Genomic DNA, 17,974 nt, shown 5'->3' on the forward strand with positions numbered 1-17,974 from the left:
CACCTCACACCGGGTCGTAGGAGAAGACCTGCGGGGAGGTCTCGAGCGGGACGAGGCTGGACCGCACCGCCGGGCCGAAGTGGTCCGCCAGCAGTTGCGGGGTCCAGCCGTCGTTGCGGGCCATCGTGCGCAGCGGCCGTGGCTGGCTCATCAGCATGACCTCGTTGCCACGGACCACGAAGACTTGCCCGCTGACCTCGCCGGCGTCGTCACCGAGCAGGTAGACGACCAGCGGGGCGATCTGCTCCGGGGTCATCCGCTTCATGCGGGCGACGCGGGCCTTCTCCTCCGGCGTGTTCTCCGGGAGCGTGTCGATCAGCCTGCTCCACGCGAACGGAGCGATCGCGTTGGACCGCACGTGGTAGCGCGCCATGTCCAGCGCGATCGACCGGGACAGGCCGACGATGCCCGACTTCGCCGCGGAGTAGTTGGCTTGCGCGAGGTTGCCGATCAGGCCGGCGGTCGAGGTCATGTGCACGAACGCGCCCGAGGACTGGTTGCGGAACACCTCGGCCGCGGCCCGGCTGACGTTGAAGCTGCCTTTCAGGTGGACGGTGAGGACGGAGTCCCAGTCCTCTTCGGCCATCTTGTGGAAGATCGTGTCGCGCAGGATGCCCGCGCAGTTGACCACGCCGTCGAGCCGGCCGAATTCCGTCACGGCCGAACGCACCAGCTCCGTGGCCGCGGCCGAGTCGGTGATGTCGGCGGTGCTGGCCAGCGCGCGGCCGCCCTCGGCGCGGATCTTGCCCGCGACTTCCTCGGCCGGCCCCGCGTCCGTTCCGCCGCCGGCCGGGCCGGCGCCCAGGTCGTTGGCCACGACCGCCCAGCCTTCGGCCGCGAGGGCGAACGCGATCGCTCGGCCGATGCCGCGTCCGGCGCCGGTCACCACGGCCACGCGGCCCTCGGTCTCGCGTTCAGTCATGGACGCCTCCGTTTTCACTCGTGCAGGGGATGTTGCTTCGGCAAGGGGATCTGGGCGCGCGACCGTCCCTCGGGGTCACACGGGGGACGGTCGACGCGCGCGGGGAGGGTGGCCGACCGTCCACCGGAGAGGAACCACCGATTCCCCGGCAGGTCGTCGCGGTGCTCGCCATCGAACCTCCCACGCTCCGTCGCATTAGGCTAATCTTGCGCCAGATTGACCTGAAGCGCAAGACGCGAAGGAGCGCCTGATGCCACTCGTCCGGTACGACCACGACGACGGGGTCGCCGTCATCACCCTCACCGACCCCCGCCGCCGAAACGCCGTCTCCCTCGAACTGGCCGACGAGCTCGGCGACGTCATCACGCAGGTCGAAGCCGATCCAGGGGTCGGCGCGGTCGTCCTGACCGGGGCGGGTACCGCCTTCTGCTCCGGCGCCGACCGCGACGCGCTGCGCCGCGCCGACGAGCAGGTGCTGCGTCGCGTCTACTCGGCGTTCCTGCGGGTGCGTGCCCTGCCGCTGCCGACCGTCGCCGCGGTGAACGGCCCGGCCGTGGGCGCGGGGTTCAACCTCGCGCTCGCCTGCGACGTCCGCATCGCGGGCGCCTCGGCCGTGTTCGACCCGCGCTTCGTCGGCATTCCCGTGCACCCCGGTGGTGGCCACACCTGGCTGCTCGACCGCGCGGCCGGCACGCAGGCAGCCGCCGCGATGACACTGTTCGGCCACGCCGTGGACGGCCCGCGCGCCGTGCAGGTGGGCCTCGCGTGGTCCTGCGTGGCGGATGACGAACTGTTGACCGAAGCCGTGGCATTCTGCCGTCCGGTCGCGGCGGCACCACGGCGGCTGGTGCGCGAGATCAAGGACACGCTGCGAACCACGCCGTCCTTGGCCGAGCACGCCGAGGCGAGCGAGTTCGAGTTGCGCCGCCAGCTGGCCAGCGTCGACCGGCCCGAGTACCGCGAGCGGCTGGCGGCCCACCGATGAGCGCGGCGCTGGAACTGTTCGGCGAACCCCTCGGCGCGGAGCCCGGCGAGATCACCCGCGAACGCGTCGCGATACGCGAATTCCTCGCCGAGGCCAGGGCTTCCGGGCTTATGGCGTCATCGTGCGACAGCTGGATGTCCGGCCACTCGCCCGAGTTCTCCCGGGAGCTGGGCCGCCGCGGCTGGATCGGCATGACCTGGCCACGCCACCACGGCGGCCGCGAAACCTCGCCCTCGATGCGCTTCGCCGTGATCGAGGAGCTGCTCGCCGCGGGCGCACCGGTGGCCGCGCACTGGTTCGCCGACCGGCAGGTCGGCCCGTCGCTGCTGCGCCACGGATCCGCGCAGCAGCGGGAATTCTTCCTGCCGCGCATGGCCCGCGGCGAGCTGTACTTCAGCATCGGCATGAGCGAACCGGAGTCCGGTTCGGACCTCGGCTCGGTACGCACCCGCGCCGTCCCCGCTCGGGACGGCTGGACAGTCACCGGCTCCAAGATCTGGACCAGCCACGCCCAGCACTCCCACCACCTGCTCGCCCTGGTGCGCACCGGAGATCGCGGCGAGAAGGCGTCCACAGCGCTCACCCAGATGATCGTCGACCTCGCGCAACCCGGTGTCACCGTCCGTCCGATCAGGACACTCGACGGTCGCGAGCACTTCTGTGAAGTGTTCTTCGACGACGTGTTCGTACCCGCCGACCGGGTATTGGGCGCGCCCGGCAGCGGCTGGAAGCAGGTGCTCGGCGAACTGGGGTTCGAGCGCAGCGGCCCCGAGCGCTTCCTGTCGACCTTTCCGCTGCTGGCCGCGATGGCCCGCGAGGGCGCGGCAGACCCGGCTTTCGGACACCTGGTGGCACGGCTGGTGGTCCTGCGATCGATGTCGGCGCGGGTCGGCAAGCACCTCGGCGACAGCGAAGCTCCCGGCGTCGCCGCGGCAGTGGTCAAGGACCTGGGGACGACGTTCGAGCAGGACACCCTCGACGTCGCGAGGGAGTGGCTCTCGCAGCACCCGGCCCCGGATCTCGCGGAACTGTTCGGTCAAGCGCAGACGCACTCGCCCGGGTTCACCCTGCGCGGCGGGGCCGGCGAAATCATGCGCGACATCATCGCCCGGGCGGAGGGACTGTCATGAGCGACCTGGACGCTTTGCTGGACCAGATCGCCGGCCGCCGCGGCGAACACGCCGGCACCGGCATCGAAGGCGCCGCCTGGGCGGCGCTCACCGAGACCGGGCTGACCCGGGTCGGGATCCCCGAACACCTCGGCGGATCCGGCGGTGCACTGACCGATGCCGTCACCGTGACGGTGAAGGCCGCCGAGGCCGGGCTGAGCGTGCCGCTGGCCGAAGCACTGTTCCCGGTGGCGCACCTGGCCGTCCTCACCGGGGAGCCCGTGCCCGGCGGAGTGGTCGCGGTGGCCGACTCCCACGGCGAACCCGAGGTCGACGTCGCGTGGGCCCCCGTGGCCGACGAGATCTGGGTGGTGGGTGCGGCGCCGGGCGGGGGGACGGCATTCACGCGCCTGCCCCCGTGCTCCGGCGAGCCCGGGCACAACCTCGCCGGTGAGCCGCGGGGCATCGTGACCGTGAAGACCGACGAGGCCCGGTCGCTGGACGCCCGGGTGCGGGAGGACATCCGCCTGCTCGGCGCGTTCGGGAGCAGTTGCCGGTTGCTCGGCGCGCTGCGTTCCTGCCTGCGGCTCACCCGCGAGCACGTACTGGCCCGGGAGCAGTTCGGCAAACCCCTCGCGGCGCATCAGGTCGTCCGCCACACGCTGGCCCGCATGCTGGTGGATGTGGCCGCGGTCGAAAGTGCCGTCGGCCTCGCCGCCGGCCTGCTCCCGGGCGCCGGCACCGCCCCGGACACCCCCGCCGCGGTCGCCGTGGCGGCGGCCAAGATCCAGGCCGCCACCAGCGCCACCCGGGTCGCCCGCGCCGCGCACCAGCTGCACGGCGCCATCGGCGTCACCGAGGAACACCCGCTGCACCACTTCACCACCCGCCTCTGGGCCTGGCGCGACGAATTCGGGTCGGCCACCGAGTGGTCGGGCGGGCTCGCCCGCCTCGTGCAGACCGGCTACGGCGGCGACCTGTGGGCCGCGCTCACCGCCCACTCCTCAACCCTCTGATCGGAGAAACCGTGGAACTCAAAGACCAGCAGACCGTCGTCACCGGCGGCGCTTCCGGCCTCGGCCTCGCCACCGTGCGCCGCTTCCACGCCGCGGGCGCTCACGTGACGATCGCCGACCTGCCCAGCTCCCCCGGCGCCGCCCTCGCAGCCGAGCTCGGCGCCCGCGTGCGGTTCGTGGCCGCCGACGTCACCGACGAGGACGCGGTGCGCGCCGCCCTCGCCGCGGGCGAGGCTCCGCGGGTGGTCGTCCACTGCGCCGGCATCGCACCGCCGAAGCGCGTGCTGGGCAAGGACGGCACCCCGCACGACCTCGGCCTGTACCGGAAAGTGGTGGAGGTCAACCTCGTCGGCAGCTTCAACGTGCTGCGCCTGGCCGCCGAGGCGATGCGCCTCAACGAGCCTCTCGACGGCGACCGCGGCGTGATCGTGCTGACCGCGTCGATCGCGGCGTTCGACGGGCAAATCGGGCAAGCGGCTTACAGCTCGTCCAAGGCGGGCGTCCACGGCCTCACGCTGACCGCGGCCCGCGACCTCGCCGAACACTACATCCGTGTCTGTGCGATCGCGCCGGGCATCTTCGAGACGCCGATGCTCCTCGGGCTCCCGCAAGCCGCTCAGGACTCCTTGGGCAAGCAGATCCCGCACCCGAGCCGGCTCGGCCGTCCGGACGAGTTCGCGCACCTGGCCGGGCACGTCGTGGCCAACCCCATGCTCAACGGTGAGACCATCAGGCTGGACGGCGCGGTCCGCATGCCGCCCCGCTGAGCACGCGGGCGCAAGCGGGCCGCCATGCCCCTTGCGCCCGGTGCTAGCATTTGTCGCATCATTGTCCTCATGGGCGCGGCGCCCGGAGGTCCCCACCAGGAGGTCAAGCGTGCCCGAGGGAGTTCGGCGGGACAGCGTTCCCACCGTGGCGGTCAAGAGCGCCCGCACGCTACCGAAGGCCGCCGCCTCGCTCGCGGAGGAAATCCGCGCGCAGATCCTGGGCCTGGGCCTGGAGCCGGGCAGCCAGCTGCCGAGCGAACCCGAGCTGATCTCCCAGAGCGGCCTCGGCCGCGCCACCGTCCGCGAGGCCATCCGGCTGCTGGAAGCCCAGGGTCTCGTGGTCATCCGCCGCGGCTCGCACGGCGGGATCTTCGTGGCGCAACCGAACCTGTCGAACCTCAGCCACACACTGGCGCCCGTGCTGACCCTGTCGAAGGCACCGCTGCGCGACCTGACGACATACCGGAAGATGGTCGAACCGCCGGCAGCCGGCCTCGCCGCGACGCTGGCGAGCGCGGAAAGCAAGCAGTCACTGCTCAAGCTCGCCGAGCACAACCCGGGCCCGGGCTACACCAACGAAGTCGCCTTCCACGAGCGCATCGCGGAGATGTCGAACAACCTCTTGCTGCGCGTGCTCGTCATCGTGCCGCACGACCTGCTGCGCGAGCACCTCAAGGGCGAAGCGATCGAGGACACCGACCTCGACGAGGCCAACCAAGCCCACATGGCGATCGCCAAGGCCATCGCCGCGGGCGACGCCGACCGCGCCACCCGCGCCATGGCCAAGCACCTGGAGGCCTTCGAACAACGCATGAGCCGCGAAGGCCGCCTCGACCGGCCGATCGTCCCGCAAGAACAGTGGCTGCGAGACCACTCGCCGGCCTTCAGCTCGTTCTTCTCCGGCTGAGACCGGCAGGCGGTGGCGCACAGATCCCGAATGATCAACCGGGACGTGGGGCCGCCCTGCGCCGCGTACGAACTCGAGGTAGTCGGCGCTGCCGGAGGCTGTCGTGCAGTTCCGGCGGCGCACCCAGGCGATCACGCAGCGACGGCGGCGCAGTACCGTCGATGTCCGTCACACCCAGCTCCGCGCCGATGAAGGCGCGTCCTGAGTAGTCCATGAAGTCCTCGGCGGCGCAGAGAGCCGCCACGACCTCACCGGTGAACTGAGGCGACTCCCGGCGTCCGGCCGGCTGGACGTTCTCGGGCAGCGACGCGATGTAGCGAGGGCACGCTCGGTGGTGAGCCCACCCATCCAGATCGACACGGCTGCGACGTTGAACGGTCTCAGTTCGACTCGGCGAGGCTGAGGTGTACGCAATGATCGACTCGCTCGGCAACGTCAGCGCCGCGCTGGCCGACGGTCAGCCGGGCCGGCTGGCGCAGCTCTACCGGGACTTGCGGCTTGACCTGCGGTTCGACCACGAAAAAGAGGCCGTCGACGTGACGGCCTCTCCGCGGGTGAATAATGCGTGTGTCCGAGGACGATCTTGCTCGATAGCAACAACGCTCATCATCTAAGAGATTGAGTAGGGGGTCTGCTGCACGAGTAGGTGACATCTGAGTTGGCTTGCCGTGATGGTGAGCTGGGAGGATGTCGCTGCGCCCAAGCCCTACCCCCAGGAGTTCCGCGACGATGTCGTACGGGTCGCCCGCAACCGTGAGCCCGGTGTGACGGTTGAGCAGATCGCCAACCTGCGGCCCGCGAGGAACTGGACCACGGGCAGCATTTCTTCGGACATCTTGGTGCCAGCCGCCCCGCGACCGTACCGTCGATCCGAACTTCGACGAGATTCTCGGTCACTCGCGGGCCCTTATTGACGACATGATGGAGTGTTGCGTACACCCAGCATTCGTTATGGTCTGCAAGACTAGGCACCGGATCCGCCCGCCACCGCGCCTTCCCCGGAACAGCACCGCTTTCTGGCCCTGCAGCCGGCCTTGCCGATGTCTTCCATTTCGACAGAGCAATAGTCGATCTTGGTCGGCTGGACGTCTGCGACGCCATGCTCACGGGTGCATCTTGCCCGACAGCCGCCGCATGCAGTTTGCATGGCATGCAGCCACCTCACGCCGCACCGAGAGGGGGACCGTGCTGGATACGCGCAGCCCCAGGGCAAGTTCGGGGCGGACTACATCCGCGCCCTGGCATCCGCAGTCAGCGCTGCTGCGTCTGGCTGCTTTTCGAGCAGGCCAGTAGTGCCAGCACCCACGAAGCGATAGAATAGCCAGTTTTTCACATCCCTGAGCGCTTTCGCTATCTCCTCGAAAGGGTGCTTCAAGGAGTGGTACGAGCTGCTCCTGAACAGGGCGTACATCCCGGAAAAAGCCACCCACAGCAGACCGGCGGAAATACTGACCGTGCATAGCGCCGCCAGGGTGAGGCCCCAGATCACCACGAACGCGCCTCCCATCGGCGCCTTCACCACCGCGACGCCGGCTACGAGCGTGAGGGCCATGCCACCCCAGCCGATCTGCCATGGCAGATCGTCGAGCACGGCGATGGACAAGAACCCGAGGGGGGTCGACGCGACCAGGCCGAGGTTCCACGGAGCAGACAGCGGTCCACCGTTGTCGAGGAACGGCTTTTCTTTGGCACCCTCCTTCAGGTCCGCGGCACCGAGCTCGGCATCGGGCCGCACGTCGCGGAGGAACGAGAGCATGGCGCCCAGATGGGGTTTCCGGCCCAGGAGCGGCAATCCGTTCTGCTCCGCTCGCGGGCCGGTCGCATAGTGGTACCCGCCGTCTTTCTTCCTGACGTGCGCCAAACCTTCGAGCGCCCAGGTGATGCTGACGAACATCACCCCGAACGTCCACGCGGCCACCACCAGCACCCAGACCGCTGGTTGGCGGGTGAGTGACACCCCAGCGATCACCAGCCCGACGACTGCGCGGGCCGCGTACCCGCACCCGACCAGGATCACCAGGGTCAGCGAATTGCGCGACATCCCCGTCGGCGCCGTCGTAACCGCCTTGGCGCGAAGTGCCTCGTACCAGAGGGCCGCCAGCCAGACGATCACCATCGCCGCGGTCAGGATGCCGCCAGCCGCGTCCTGGCCGGAGTAGGTTAACCACGCGATGACCACGCCGGCGACCGATTGCCGGACGATGATCGTCCCCGTGCTGGCTCCGACGGCGGTCCGCACGCCGGCGCGCGCCACCGGCAGCCTCTTGCGCGCCCCCTTCTCGGGGTGGACGACGTCTTCGGCCAGGCCCCGGATGTCATTCCACTGGTATCTGCCCTGGTACACGAGGTACTCAAGAACCAGAACAGCCAGAGCGAGCTGCGGCACGGTGTCGGCGAGCGGGCGTTGCGTGTAGAACAGCCCGAAGCAAAAGGCTAGAGGCAGGAACAGCCACTTGTGCCAGTCCTCGGGACGCGGGAATATCAGATAGGAAGCGAGTGTGCGCTCCCTCGCCCACGTCACGGGGTTAACAAAACGATCGTCGTGTGTCTCCGCGAGGTACTGACGCACCACCGTGGTCAGCAAAGAACGCCCGCCGACCGTGGCGTTCAGCGTTTCCACCAGAAGAACGAGGAACATCGGCACGTACACAACGACCATGGCGACTTGGTATAGCAACGTCATCTTGGTCGCAATGAGGAAGGTGAATCCGCCGAATATGACGATGATCGAGAACAGGACGATCAGGCCGCTGATCCTCAGTCCTTTGCGCCCGCGGCGCAGGCTCACCAAGGTTTGAGAGAAGTCGAAGAAGGAGCTAGAATAGATTCCCGCCAGTGCCGCGATGGGCACTCCGGCGATACTTCTGATCTCTCGTTCGAGGCCACGCAGGTAGTAAGACCTCAAGGTGGCCAGCGACGACGCGATCTGGATGTACGCCATGGTAGCCAGCGGGAGAAGCGGCAGGGCGGCCAACGCCGGTCGCGCGACCGGCAAGCACTGATTCTGGTCCGGGCGGAAGTCACAAGCCGTCGATGCGATGGCGATCAGCAAGCCCAGCAAGGTGATCGCCACGCTGAACATCGCTGCCAAAGTGTTCAGATACGACCGTTCGTCGTCCCGCGCCATCGAGTAGTCGTGAAGGAGAACTTCCAATCGTGCCTCATCGGCTCTCACCGGCGTAGCTGCTCGCTTTGCCATAGCCGTAGTATCGTTGCGGCTCTTCAGACATTACAGGCCGAACACCGCGTCGAAGCGGTCGCTCGATCGCCGTGGCGCCGGCCGTACAGCATGATCGGGAACGTCGGTCGGCAAGTTTTCAGGATGTTCCGGTGGACGAGCCTTTGTCACAGGTGCTTGTTGTGAGATCATCTCCTGCCCGGCCAGGTAAGGCCCAGATGCCTGCGAGCGGCCACGGGATGACCCGCACGCAGCGCCCGCATGCCGGTCGCCGAACTCGCCAGGTGCTCGAGCAAGGCCGACTTCCCGACCCCGGGAGCGCCGTGCACCACGAACGGACGGCTCTTACCGGTGCGGACCGCTGCGGTCATCCGATCGACGATGGTCATCGCATGCGCCCCTCTGGGACGAAGGGCGCGCTGCCCTCCATTGGCGCGTCAGCCGGGTGTCCACTTCACCTTCGGGTGAAGGGTGAAGGCCAGAGCCCCACGGCACCCACGTCTCAGTAGGCCACCGTGGGGCTCTGTGCTACCCGCCTAGTACACGCTCGGCGGGGCCGAATCCTGCTCATCGATGTCGAAGACGACCATCGCGGTGTACCAGGCGCCCGTCTCGACAGCCCAGCTCTCGGACATCGACATCGATGAGATCCGCGTAGGCGCGTCCTCGTTCAGGCGAGCCAAGTACTCCTGGATCTCCACCGCCAGGTCGTTGTGCTCATTCTTGCTGAAGCTCTCGATCTGCTGCCGCACTGACGGCCTCCTCATGGTGAGATTCGCCATCAGTATCGGGCGGCCAGCAGAAACCGCTACAAGGTTGAGCCGGGGTCGATCTTCCCCATCGACCCCAGCCAACGGCAGTAGAACACACGTTCGACTGCCGAGCAACCTCAGACCACGCGGACCTCACGCGGGATGTCCATGACGACCATGGCACGGTGCTCGGGGGCACTCAGATCGTCCGTGTACTGACCTGCAGCTTGAGTGACCCGCATCCGCGCGGGAGATCTCCCACGTCTGTGTGTTCAAAGGGGGACTTGAACCCCCATACGTGGGATATCTCCCGTGTTTGGGGAGATCATGCGAGTATTGTAGCGCAGAGTAGCCCGATCCGTCTCCCCGTGAGCTTTCACAGAGCAAACCGGTGATCGGGCTGACCTGCCCAGGCAGCTACCACATCCACCGGCACGAGCTCCTGGGCGATGCGTCCACCCGCAGCGCGCACGTGTGCGAGCGCATCCCACAACTCAGCGCCAAGCCATTCCTGCCCTACCGCGCCCGACCAGTCGACCGTTCCAGCCTCCTGCACTGCAAGCCCCACCATCGCCGCCCATAAGCCCGTCGCAGGGCGGACGTCGACGTCCGGCGCCATTCGTGCCGCTGCCACCGCGGTCGCCGTACCGGCCGGATCGAAGTCGCCCCAGTACCAAGCAACCCCTCGTACCGGTCCCTGACCGGCTACGTCGACCGCGAGCGAAGGAACCTGTGCCGGAAACGTCTTGCCGGAGCCCCAAACGACCGCACCGATGCGGTGGCCCCGGCTGGCTCGCAATGTCTGGACAGCCACCCAATATGTGTCACTGTTCTCGACGACGAGGACGTCCGGTCCCGCCCCCACGACCGCTGCCGGGGCGGGTGGCGCCAGCCGCACGCACGCGAGCATCGGCAGCCTTAGCCGGCCCGGACCGAACATCTTCGACCGTTCCAGCTGCTCGAGCCGCTTCTCCCGACCAAAAATCTCCGCGGATCGATAGCGGATAGGCACAGTCGGAAGTCTCGCTGGCTCGACCCGACCCAGCCAATCGTTCACGGCCGTCAGATCGTCGAATAGGGCAGCGGACAATGTCGGCAAGGACGACACCCAGCCCAGTTCGCGGCGCCACGGAAATGTCACCCACGGCCGTCCACTGTCGACACGCCGGGCTGCCGGCACCAACACATGGCGGGGCAGCGCGGGGACGATGGATGCGTCCCATGCCTGCTTCGGCAGTTCGATCACGGAGGAGTTCGACAGCTGCAGCAAAGCCTCGTGCAAGGCAGCCGCCTGATCGGGATCGCCGACGAACCTGGGTGCAGAGCGGTTCCAGAGTTGCCACAGCGTGTCGAACTCGATCTTCACTGATCTCGTGTCCAGGATCGCTCCCCGCAGCGTGGCGACCTCGGACGGACGGACAGTCACAGATCCACCTCGTAGCGCGTCGCATCGACCCAGTTTCGAGCCGAGGCTCGGTCCCGGCCCCCGGTGATCGAGTCGATCACGTCCACTCCGTCCACGACCGTCGCACGTAGTTGCAGGTAGGCGAGGTTGCGGCGAAGGTCACCGTCGTTGCGCAGTTTCACGATTACCGAGCCGTGTCCGGTGAATGCCGCGTCGACTGCGGGGTCGTGCAAGCCGGTCGCGCACACCAGCTGTACACCCGAGTGCGCCGCGAGCTGGTGCTGCATTTGGATCAGCGCTTCCGCCGATGCCGCGCCGAACGGATTGTCCAGCAGCAGTGTCCCGGCGGGGCGGGGACCACCCTGCCGGTGGGCGGACCGGACGCGAGACAAGGCGCAGTAGACCAGCACGGCCAAGGTGAGTACTTGTCCACCTGAGAACTCGATGGGTATCCGGTCGGGTGGGCAATACCGCACGCGACCGTCGATCGACGGCTTGAGGATCTCGATGGACCACGCACCGGCCCGGGTCCGGTCGAGCACGGTGTCACGGACCGCGTCGGCGAGCCAGCGTGTGCGGATTTCAGCGGATCTCGCCCGTTTGGGGTTGCCGCTCAGTTCGACGGACCATGTGTCGATCCTGGTGGCGAGCCGGGCCGCCGCTTCGTCGTCCGGCGCTTCCTCGAACCGAATCTTGAGCGCGGGCTGATGGGAAAGGTCGCCCAGACCGTCGGGGAGCTTCGAGTAGCGCGACACCTCACGCAGCATTCGACGCTGATCCCGGCACAGCGTGAGCAGGCTGTCCCGCAGGATGCCCCGGTGCTTGTCGAGTTCCCGCAAGTCCGCGGCAGCGGACTCGGCCATGGCCCGGATCCGCCTGGCCAGGACCTCCGCTTCGGCGACGAGATCGGGCTCCGGGAGCGAGCGCACGCGGATGGCCGCGGCGGCATCCAGGGTCGACCACCGTGTGTTCATCGCGCTGTTGCGAGCGCCGAGCACGGCGTCATGCAACTGTCCCTTGGCCTCGCGGTTGACCCCATCCGCGGCGGCATACTGCTGGACATTGAGCCGCATCTGTTCGCGGGCGAGTCCCTTCGTACCGTCGAAGATTCGTGGAGTCGGTACCCGCTCTGCGGTCCACAGCGCCGCGATGTCCTTCATCGACTCGACGTCTTCGGAGACCGCATCGACGAAGTCGAGTGCCTCCTGCTCGGCCGCTTCGGCCTGGTCGCGCAGCTGACGAAGTTCGGCATTGCGCACCTCAAGCCGCTCGAGCAGGCCGGGAATCTCCTCCGGTGCGGCCGGCACCCACTCCGTCGTGGAGAGGTCGATGAAGTTCTGGTGACCCGCGGCCGTCGGCTGCGCTTCGGCCAGTGCCTTGCTCGCCTGTTTGCGTTCGGCTACGGCGATCGTCAGCGCGGTCCGCCTTGCGTCGTGAGCCCGTTGTGCGCGCTCCTGAGCACCGGCCCTGCTTGCTTGGGACGAACCTTCGCTGGTCTGAGCCAGCTGTTCCGCATCGGCGATCACCGACGAGTCGAACCGCTGGGTGCGGAGCAGGGCTTTGCCGACCCGTTCCTCCGCGCGGTTCAAGAGGTCGGCCTCGACCATTCCTTGTTCAGCGCTCCTCAGCTCGCGGCGCAGGGTCTTCCAGGCATCCCTGAGCACTTCCAGGTTGCCGCCAGGGTCCGGTGCCGCCGCGTCAACGCCCATCTCGCCCCGCTCCCTGCGGTAGGCGTCATGCGCGCTTCGCGCGTCGGAGGCTTTTTGGGTTTGTTCCTTGAAGACAGCCTCGGTCGTTTCGATCGTCGCTTCCGCAACGCTCTGGCGCTCGAGAAGCCGGTCACGTTTGGCGTTCAGCCCCGGGACGAGCGCCGCAGCGGTGTCGGCCTTCTGCACGACTGCGTCGAGCGCCGACGCCTGAGTCACGTGTCCGTCGGCCTTCTGGGCGAGCAGTCGTTGCTCGCCGCCTTCTCGGCGTGCCGTTCGCGCCTTCTGGCGCTCCTGTTCCCTTTCCTTCGCCAGAGTGCCGCGACGTTCCTCAGCTTGCGCGACCGCTTTCGCTGCGGTGGACAAAGCCTCCTCAAGCTCGTCCCGGGTGGTCAGGCCCCACCGGCGCGCGAAGTCTGCGCACATCGCAACCGCCGCGCGATATCGCGCGGCGGCCTGGGTAGCGTCTTGAGCGGCCTTACCTTCCTTCTGTGCGGTCTGCTCCAGCTTGTTCCGTGCATCCGCGGCCCAAGCCCGATCCCACGTGGCACGATGGGGAACCACGACGTAGTGCAATTCCCTCGCCTCTGTGTCGTCCTCGAATCCGGCAGTGGACGACGGAGCAGTCTGGACAGTGACCGGCGTCTTGGTGTGCGCGGGCTGTGCCGTCAAGACACCGATCCCCTCATCGAACCGCTGGGGGTCGGTGATGACCACGCCCCCGGCCAGCTCGGGATGGTTCTCGATGAACGTGGCACGCCGATCGGGATCGACGACGTTGCGTTCGATCCAGCTCAAGCCGGTCGAGGCCCCGATGCGCGCCTCGGTCAACGTCTGGAGCACGGCCAGTACGTCGGGTCCCGCAGGCGCGATTCCGGTCCCGTCGATCAGTGCCAGCTCCTCTTTGGCCACACGGGCAAGGGTTGCGTATTTCGACGCTCTGGTGTCGGCGTCGTGAGCAGACTCTTCCGCCAGCGCCCCGACCCGCGCCAAGGCAGCACCGTCGGCCAGCCGGCCACCGGCCAACTGGATGACGGTTTCATCGTCGCCGACCGCTGATAGATCGCGGTCGAACGCGGCCACCTTTTCCTCGGCGCCGTGTTCGGCCGAGCGGAGACCCAGGAGAGCGCCGTCCAGCCCATCCATTTCGGCGCCCAGACGCCTGTCGGCCTGTTCCGCGGCCTCCGCAGCCGTATCGGCTCGGTCCGCGGCCTGGGAAGCTTCGCCGCGGGTGTCCTGCCAGCGACGCATACAAGCATCCGGTCGTTCGTCCTCGACCAGCCAGCCTGCCGCAATCGCTGCCGCCGTCTGCCGTTCGGCATCGTCGCGCTCTGCCCTGATCTGCGTGAGTGCACCCTTGGTGCGTTCCAGCTCGCGAGCGACCTCCACGAGCTCTGCATTGGCCTGCTCGGCCTGCCGAGTCGCGTCCTCGGCTGCCGCATTCGCCAAGGTGGCGGTCTCGGCTGACTTCCATGCCAGCGCGTCGAGCCGTCCAGCGGTGCGCGCGGCGGCATCGCCGACCTCGGCCCGGAGCGAGTCCAGACCGGCGTCGGCCGCCTTGTAGGCGAGTGTGGCGGCTGCGCTCTCCTGCCTCGCGATACCGAGATCGATCACCGCGTCGACGGCCTGCCACGCCTGCTCGTACTGCCGAGCCTCGTGCGCCTCGCTCTCGGCCCGAGCGACTGCCTGCACGGTCGATTCGACCCGCGCCCGCGCTTCCTCGAGCAGTAATTGCTGCCGGATGTCGCTGACCCGGCCGTAGTCTTGGCGCGCCCGGTTGGCTTCACGTCTGGCGGCTTCCAAGGAGGCACGGAGTTCGACCAGCGATTCTTCGTCCCGCTTGACCCGGTTGTCGAGGGCGGCTGCGTGTTCGCTGCCTCGAGCGTGCGCCTGACGTGCCGCCGCGGCAGCCGCCTCTGCAGCCGCGGTCCGGGCGGCGATCAGTTCGATCAGCGGGGCAATCTCCATACCGAAGGCGGCGATCGCCTCCAGGTCGGCCCGCTGAGCGGCCAGCACGGCGTACTCCTCGAGGCTTCCGGTGAACGTCTCAAGCTCACGTTGATCGTTGAGCGCGCCCACGAAGAACCGGACCACGTTGTCCGGTGAATCGAACGACGCCAGCAGCTTTTCCGCGCCGGCCTCGGAGTCGTTCATCCGCATCTGATAACCGAACAGTGTGGGATCGATGCTCGTCCGTTCTTCGAGCGATTTCTTCCACATCGGCTGCTTGTCGGTCAGCACGCCCTGCGCGCCGGTATGCGTGGCGATCAAGTCGTCCACCGCAGCACAGAACGGACGTAAAGGCAGCCGACGGCCATCGACGACGAAAGGCAAGTCGTCGATGCCGGGAAGGTCCGGCCCCGTGGTGAACAAGTACCACGAGCGCAACATGTTGCTCGTCGATCGGGCGGCGTGCGGGGGCTGCCGCCTGCGGTCCTTCCATTCCATGACGGCGCCCGTTACCGTACGTCGGCCCGTCGTGGCGTCTTCCCACTCGCACACGACATGCGATGTGTCGCCGGTGAGAACGTAGTCACCGAGCACCTTGCCGCCAACCTGTGCACGCGCCGCCGGGACGACAAGACTGCACACCAACGTGATCAAAGTCGACTTGCCGCCGGTGTTGGTCAGGGACAACAGGACCCTGGCCGCCGCCCCGTCCCGCGTGGCGAAATCGAGGTCCAGCGGGTCGAACCGGGCGCCCTCGGGGCCGACCCCGTACAGCTTGATCCGCCGTAACCGCAGCGGCGGGACCGGCAATGCCGATGGTATCTCGGATGTCTTCGCGAACAGCGAATCGGTCATTCCGGATCCGTAGTGTCGAGTTCGACTGGCTCGGGCAGGTCGTTGACGAGGGTGTAGAGATCGGAATCCTCGGCGAGGGCGGCCACGGCGTAGCGGAACCGTGGCCGCGCGGTCCAGGTACCACCATCGGTGTCGCCTCGGAGGTTGAGGTACCCGGCTTCGGCCAGGAGCTTGCAGATCCGGTTCACCGCACCGGCGCGGTCACCCGCCGACCGCCGCTGGGCATTGGGCCTGGCCTGAGGCAAGTCGAGCCAGCGGCGCCAGCCTTCTACGAGGTCCTCGTCGAGCTCGCTGTCTTCGCGGGTCTCGTCGGCGAGCCGCTGCGCCGCCCGGTCCAAAGTGTCCACAACGGATTGGGTGGTGAAGACGGCGACCCGATCCGGATCGTCGACCATCCCGGCTTCCGGGTAGGCCGTGCGGGCGACAGCCAGCAGTACCGCTCCGATCACGCTGCGCTGGGAAGGCTGCGCACGTTTGACGATGTCGCCTGCCTGCAACCTCAGCAACGAGTGGTGCCGGGCCGTGACGATGATCCCGTCCCGGGCGTCAACACGGACATCGAGCCCGGCGCCGGAGAAGACCCGATCGACGGCCGCGGCGAAGTCCGGCTCATCGAGGTACCGGCTGACGATACGATGCAGGTCTTCGCTGCGCCCTGGCGTTTCCCGCGGACGTCCGGCCCAGGCCAGGAACTTCCCGATGTCGACGTCGTCGGTCGAAGACCTCACCCGACCTCCTCCTCGGAATAGCCGCCGGCAGTTGCTCGAGGCGCGGCCGCTTCGTTGATGTCGGTCAGCACCTCGCCGGGCACCAGTAGCAGGTCGTCGGCACGGATACCACCGCTGTCGAGATCGGTTCCCGTGGTCACCGCTACCACGATCCGGTCGCCTGCCGAGCGACCCGCGAGCCGCGCCGCCCAGGCTCGATGGGCGGCATGCACGATCGCCGCGGCCAGGACGCCTTCGTCCAATGGGAGCTCGTCCGGATCTGCGCCGACCCCGGCGACGATCTGACCGGCTCGCGCCAGCAACTGAGACAGCCGGATCGGCTGGTCGATGCCGTTCAGCAGGGACTCCACCGTGTCTTCGTAGGGCTCCCACCATTCGCTCTGGACATCGGGGTCGAATTCGGGCGATTGATACTCCTCGCCGGGCCGAGGTGGCGGCAGCGGGGTGCAAAGCTCGTCGGTCAACGTGGTCAGAAACGGCCACCAGCGTGTGGGGAGTCCGCCGAACAAAGCCACCATGCGATCGGCCGCGTCCGCGGAGGTGGCAGTGCTGCGGGCGAGGTAAGGCGTGAGGAGATCCGTGCCGATGTCGAACCGCCGTGCCGTGCGCGGGGCGCGCCGAAAGCGGTCTTCGAGAGCTTCCCGCAAACGGGTTCGGGCACCGATGAGGTGGCGATGCAGGTCGTCATGGCGCCGGCGGCACTCTCGGAGAATCTCGATCAACTGGTTCGCCGCGTCGAGCTTGGTCTGGTCGTCCAGTTGGGTCCGGCGATCCGCGACCGCGTCGAGCAGAGCCGATTCGGCGTCGAGACGTTCCTTGACATGCGCCAAGGCATCTTGCAACAGCGAAGGCACTTCGCTGATCCAATCGTGGACGTCCGGATCGATCAGCGTGTCGGCGATGACCCGGCGGATCCGTTCCTGGTACTGGATCGATCGGTAGCGGGCAAGCTTCGCGATCTGAACGGCTGACTCCACTGCGCCGCGAGCGATCAGCGCGTTGAGCTGTGCCTCGTTGGCGATCTGGGCAGCCTCGATGTCCAGGTCGAGAGCCTCGACGAAGATGTTGATCGCCTGCTCGGAAGCACGCAGGTGCTCGATCCCCTCGCTCCCGGTCGGATGCAGGTAGAGCAGCCGGAACCGCTGGTTCCGCCACGCCGGACCGGTCGTGGTGTGCACGAGATGCTTGACGATCTCCACATCCGTCGTCACCAGCGAAACGAGCACTCGTTCCGCCACTGGGGACCACTCGGAGTCATCGGCGTCCGGCGCTTGCCGAGCGGCCTGCCCCGCCGCATAGTCGAGTGCTTCCTCCCACGTGCGGCCGGCCGAAATCCCCATCGCCAACGCCACCTGGTCGATCACGGCCAGGGCGATCGTGAACAGGTCGTAACGCTCCCAGTAGGCGCCGTCCAAACTCCCCTTGGTCCGTTCGATCTCGGTCAGTACCTGGATCGGCGCCAACGCACGACGGCGTCTCGTTATGGACTCATCGTCAGTCGGGATCATCACGTCCCGTTCTGGCGCCTCGAGCAACGGCTCCCAAGGATCGGTCACGAACCATCCCCACATCGGTCGCCCGCCAGCATCGGCCCTCTCTTCCGCCGGCCTCCAGGCTGCATCTGACGGACTTCGTCGACACTGATCCTAGAAGACCATCGCTGTTACGAGACATCAAGCGGCACGGCCGAGGTC

14 protein-coding genes are annotated in these 17,974 nt (G+C 67.8%); 6 read left to right on the forward strand and 8 right to left on the reverse strand.

Annotation, left to right across the window (positions count from 1 at the left end; translation table 11 throughout):
* Positions 1–4: 4 nt before the first annotated feature.
* Complete coding sequence (locus tag ACH54P_RS11345; RefSeq protein WP_489912324.1) at positions 5–922, reverse strand: SDR family NAD(P)-dependent oxidoreductase; 918 nt, start codon at positions 920–922, stop codon at positions 5–7.
* A 250-nt stretch (positions 923–1,172) separates the two neighbouring features.
* On the opposite strand from ACH54P_RS11345, the gene ACH54P_RS11350 reads away from it, so the two are divergent.
* From ACH54P_RS11350 to ACH54P_RS11375, 6 genes are all read left to right on the forward strand, one after another.
* Positions 1,173–1,907 carry an enoyl-CoA hydratase gene (locus tag ACH54P_RS11350; RefSeq protein ID WP_489912325.1) on the forward strand — a complete coding sequence of 245 codons (735 nt, stop codon included), beginning with the start codon at positions 1,173–1,175 and terminating at the stop codon, positions 1,905–1,907.
* Positions 1,904–3,037, forward strand: a complete 1,134-nt coding sequence (locus ACH54P_RS11355) for an acyl-CoA dehydrogenase family protein (RefSeq protein ID WP_489912326.1) — start codon at positions 1,904–1,906, stop codon at positions 3,035–3,037. Before ACH54P_RS11350 ends, ACH54P_RS11355 begins: the two co-directional genes overlap by 4 nt.
* Positions 3,034–4,032 (forward strand): acyl-CoA dehydrogenase family protein, encoded by a 999-nt coding sequence (locus ACH54P_RS11360; RefSeq protein ID WP_489912327.1) that lies wholly within the window; start codon positions 3,034–3,036, stop codon positions 4,030–4,032. Before ACH54P_RS11355 ends, ACH54P_RS11360 begins: the two co-directional genes overlap by 4 nt.
* Positions 4,033–4,043: 11 nt before the next feature.
* A complete protein-coding gene (locus ACH54P_RS11365; RefSeq protein ID WP_489912328.1) occupies positions 4,044–4,799 on the forward strand; it encodes an SDR family NAD(P)-dependent oxidoreductase in 756 nt (251 codons plus the stop codon).
* Positions 4,800–4,944: 145 nt separating this feature from the next.
* Entirely contained in the window at positions 4,945–5,706 is a 762-nt protein-coding gene (locus ACH54P_RS11370) for a FadR/GntR family transcriptional regulator (RefSeq protein WP_489912329.1), read from the forward strand.
* Positions 5,707–6,119: 413 nt separating this feature from the next.
* The gene (locus ACH54P_RS11375) at positions 6,120–6,320 is read left to right on the forward strand and encodes a hypothetical protein (protein ID WP_489912330.1); all 201 of its coding nucleotides are present in this window, start codon (positions 6,120–6,122) and stop codon (positions 6,318–6,320) included.
* A 611-nt stretch (positions 6,321–6,931) separates the two neighbouring features.
* Here ACH54P_RS11375 and ACH54P_RS11380 read toward each other — a convergent pair.
* The 7 genes from ACH54P_RS11380 to ACH54P_RS11410 form a co-directional block, all read right to left on the reverse strand.
* Entirely contained in the window at positions 6,932–8,833 is a 1,902-nt protein-coding gene (locus tag ACH54P_RS11380) for a hypothetical protein (RefSeq protein WP_489912331.1), read from the reverse strand.
* A 239-nt stretch (positions 8,834–9,072) separates the two neighbouring features.
* On the reverse strand, positions 9,073–9,273 hold the full coding sequence (locus ACH54P_RS11385; RefSeq protein WP_489912332.1) for a hypothetical protein: 201 nt from the start codon (positions 9,271–9,273) through the stop codon (positions 9,073–9,075).
* Between the two features lie 147 nt (positions 9,274–9,420).
* The gene (locus ACH54P_RS11390) at positions 9,421–9,636 is read right to left on the reverse strand and encodes a hypothetical protein (protein WP_489912333.1); all 216 of its coding nucleotides are present in this window, start codon (positions 9,634–9,636) and stop codon (positions 9,421–9,423) included.
* 376 nt (positions 9,637–10,012) lie between these two features.
* Positions 10,013–11,062 (reverse strand): hypothetical protein, encoded by a 1,050-nt coding sequence (locus ACH54P_RS11395; protein ID WP_489912334.1) that lies wholly within the window; start codon positions 11,060–11,062, stop codon positions 10,013–10,015.
* On the reverse strand, positions 11,059–15,552 hold the full coding sequence (locus ACH54P_RS11400) for a coiled-coil domain-containing protein (RefSeq protein ID WP_489912335.1): 4,494 nt from the start codon (positions 15,550–15,552) through the stop codon (positions 11,059–11,061). Before ACH54P_RS11400 ends, ACH54P_RS11395 begins: the two co-directional genes overlap by 4 nt.
* Entirely contained in the window at positions 15,549–16,280 is a 732-nt protein-coding gene (locus ACH54P_RS11405; protein ID WP_489912336.1) for a hypothetical protein, read from the reverse strand. The genes ACH54P_RS11400 and ACH54P_RS11405 overlap by 4 nt, the downstream gene beginning before the upstream one ends.
* On the reverse strand, positions 16,277–17,836 hold the full coding sequence (locus tag ACH54P_RS11410; RefSeq protein WP_489912337.1) for a hypothetical protein: 1,560 nt from the start codon (positions 17,834–17,836) through the stop codon (positions 16,277–16,279). Before ACH54P_RS11410 ends, ACH54P_RS11405 begins: the two co-directional genes overlap by 4 nt.
* Positions 17,837–17,974: the final 138 nt, after the last annotated feature.

It is taken from the genome of Amycolatopsis sp. N2S4-7 (genome assembly GCF_058119595.1).

Coding starts and splice junctions, on each gene's coding strand:
- ACH54P_RS11350 (WP_489912325.1), top strand. CDS start 1,173: ATGCCACTCGTCCGGTACGACCACGACGACGGGGTCGCCGTCATCACC.
- ACH54P_RS11360 (WP_489912327.1), top strand. CDS start 3,034: ATGAGCGACCTGGACGCTTTGCTGGACCAGATCGCCGGCCGCCGCGGC.
- ACH54P_RS11385 (WP_489912332.1), bottom strand. CDS start 9,273: ATGACCATCGTCGATCGGATGACCGCAGCGGTCCGCACCGGTAAGAGC.
- ACH54P_RS11355 (WP_489912326.1), top strand. CDS start 1,904: ATGAGCGCGGCGCTGGAACTGTTCGGCGAACCCCTCGGCGCGGAGCCC.
- ACH54P_RS11380 (WP_489912331.1), bottom strand. CDS start 8,833: ATGGCGCGGGACGACGAACGGTCGTATCTGAACACTTTGGCAGCGATG.
- ACH54P_RS11375 (WP_489912330.1), top strand. CDS start 6,120: ATGATCGACTCGCTCGGCAACGTCAGCGCCGCGCTGGCCGACGGTCAG.
- ACH54P_RS11400 (WP_489912335.1), bottom strand. CDS start 15,552: ATGACCGATTCGCTGTTCGCGAAGACATCCGAGATACCATCGGCATTG.
- ACH54P_RS11345 (WP_489912324.1), bottom strand. CDS start 922: ATGACTGAACGCGAGACCGAGGGCCGCGTGGCCGTGGTGACCGGCGCC.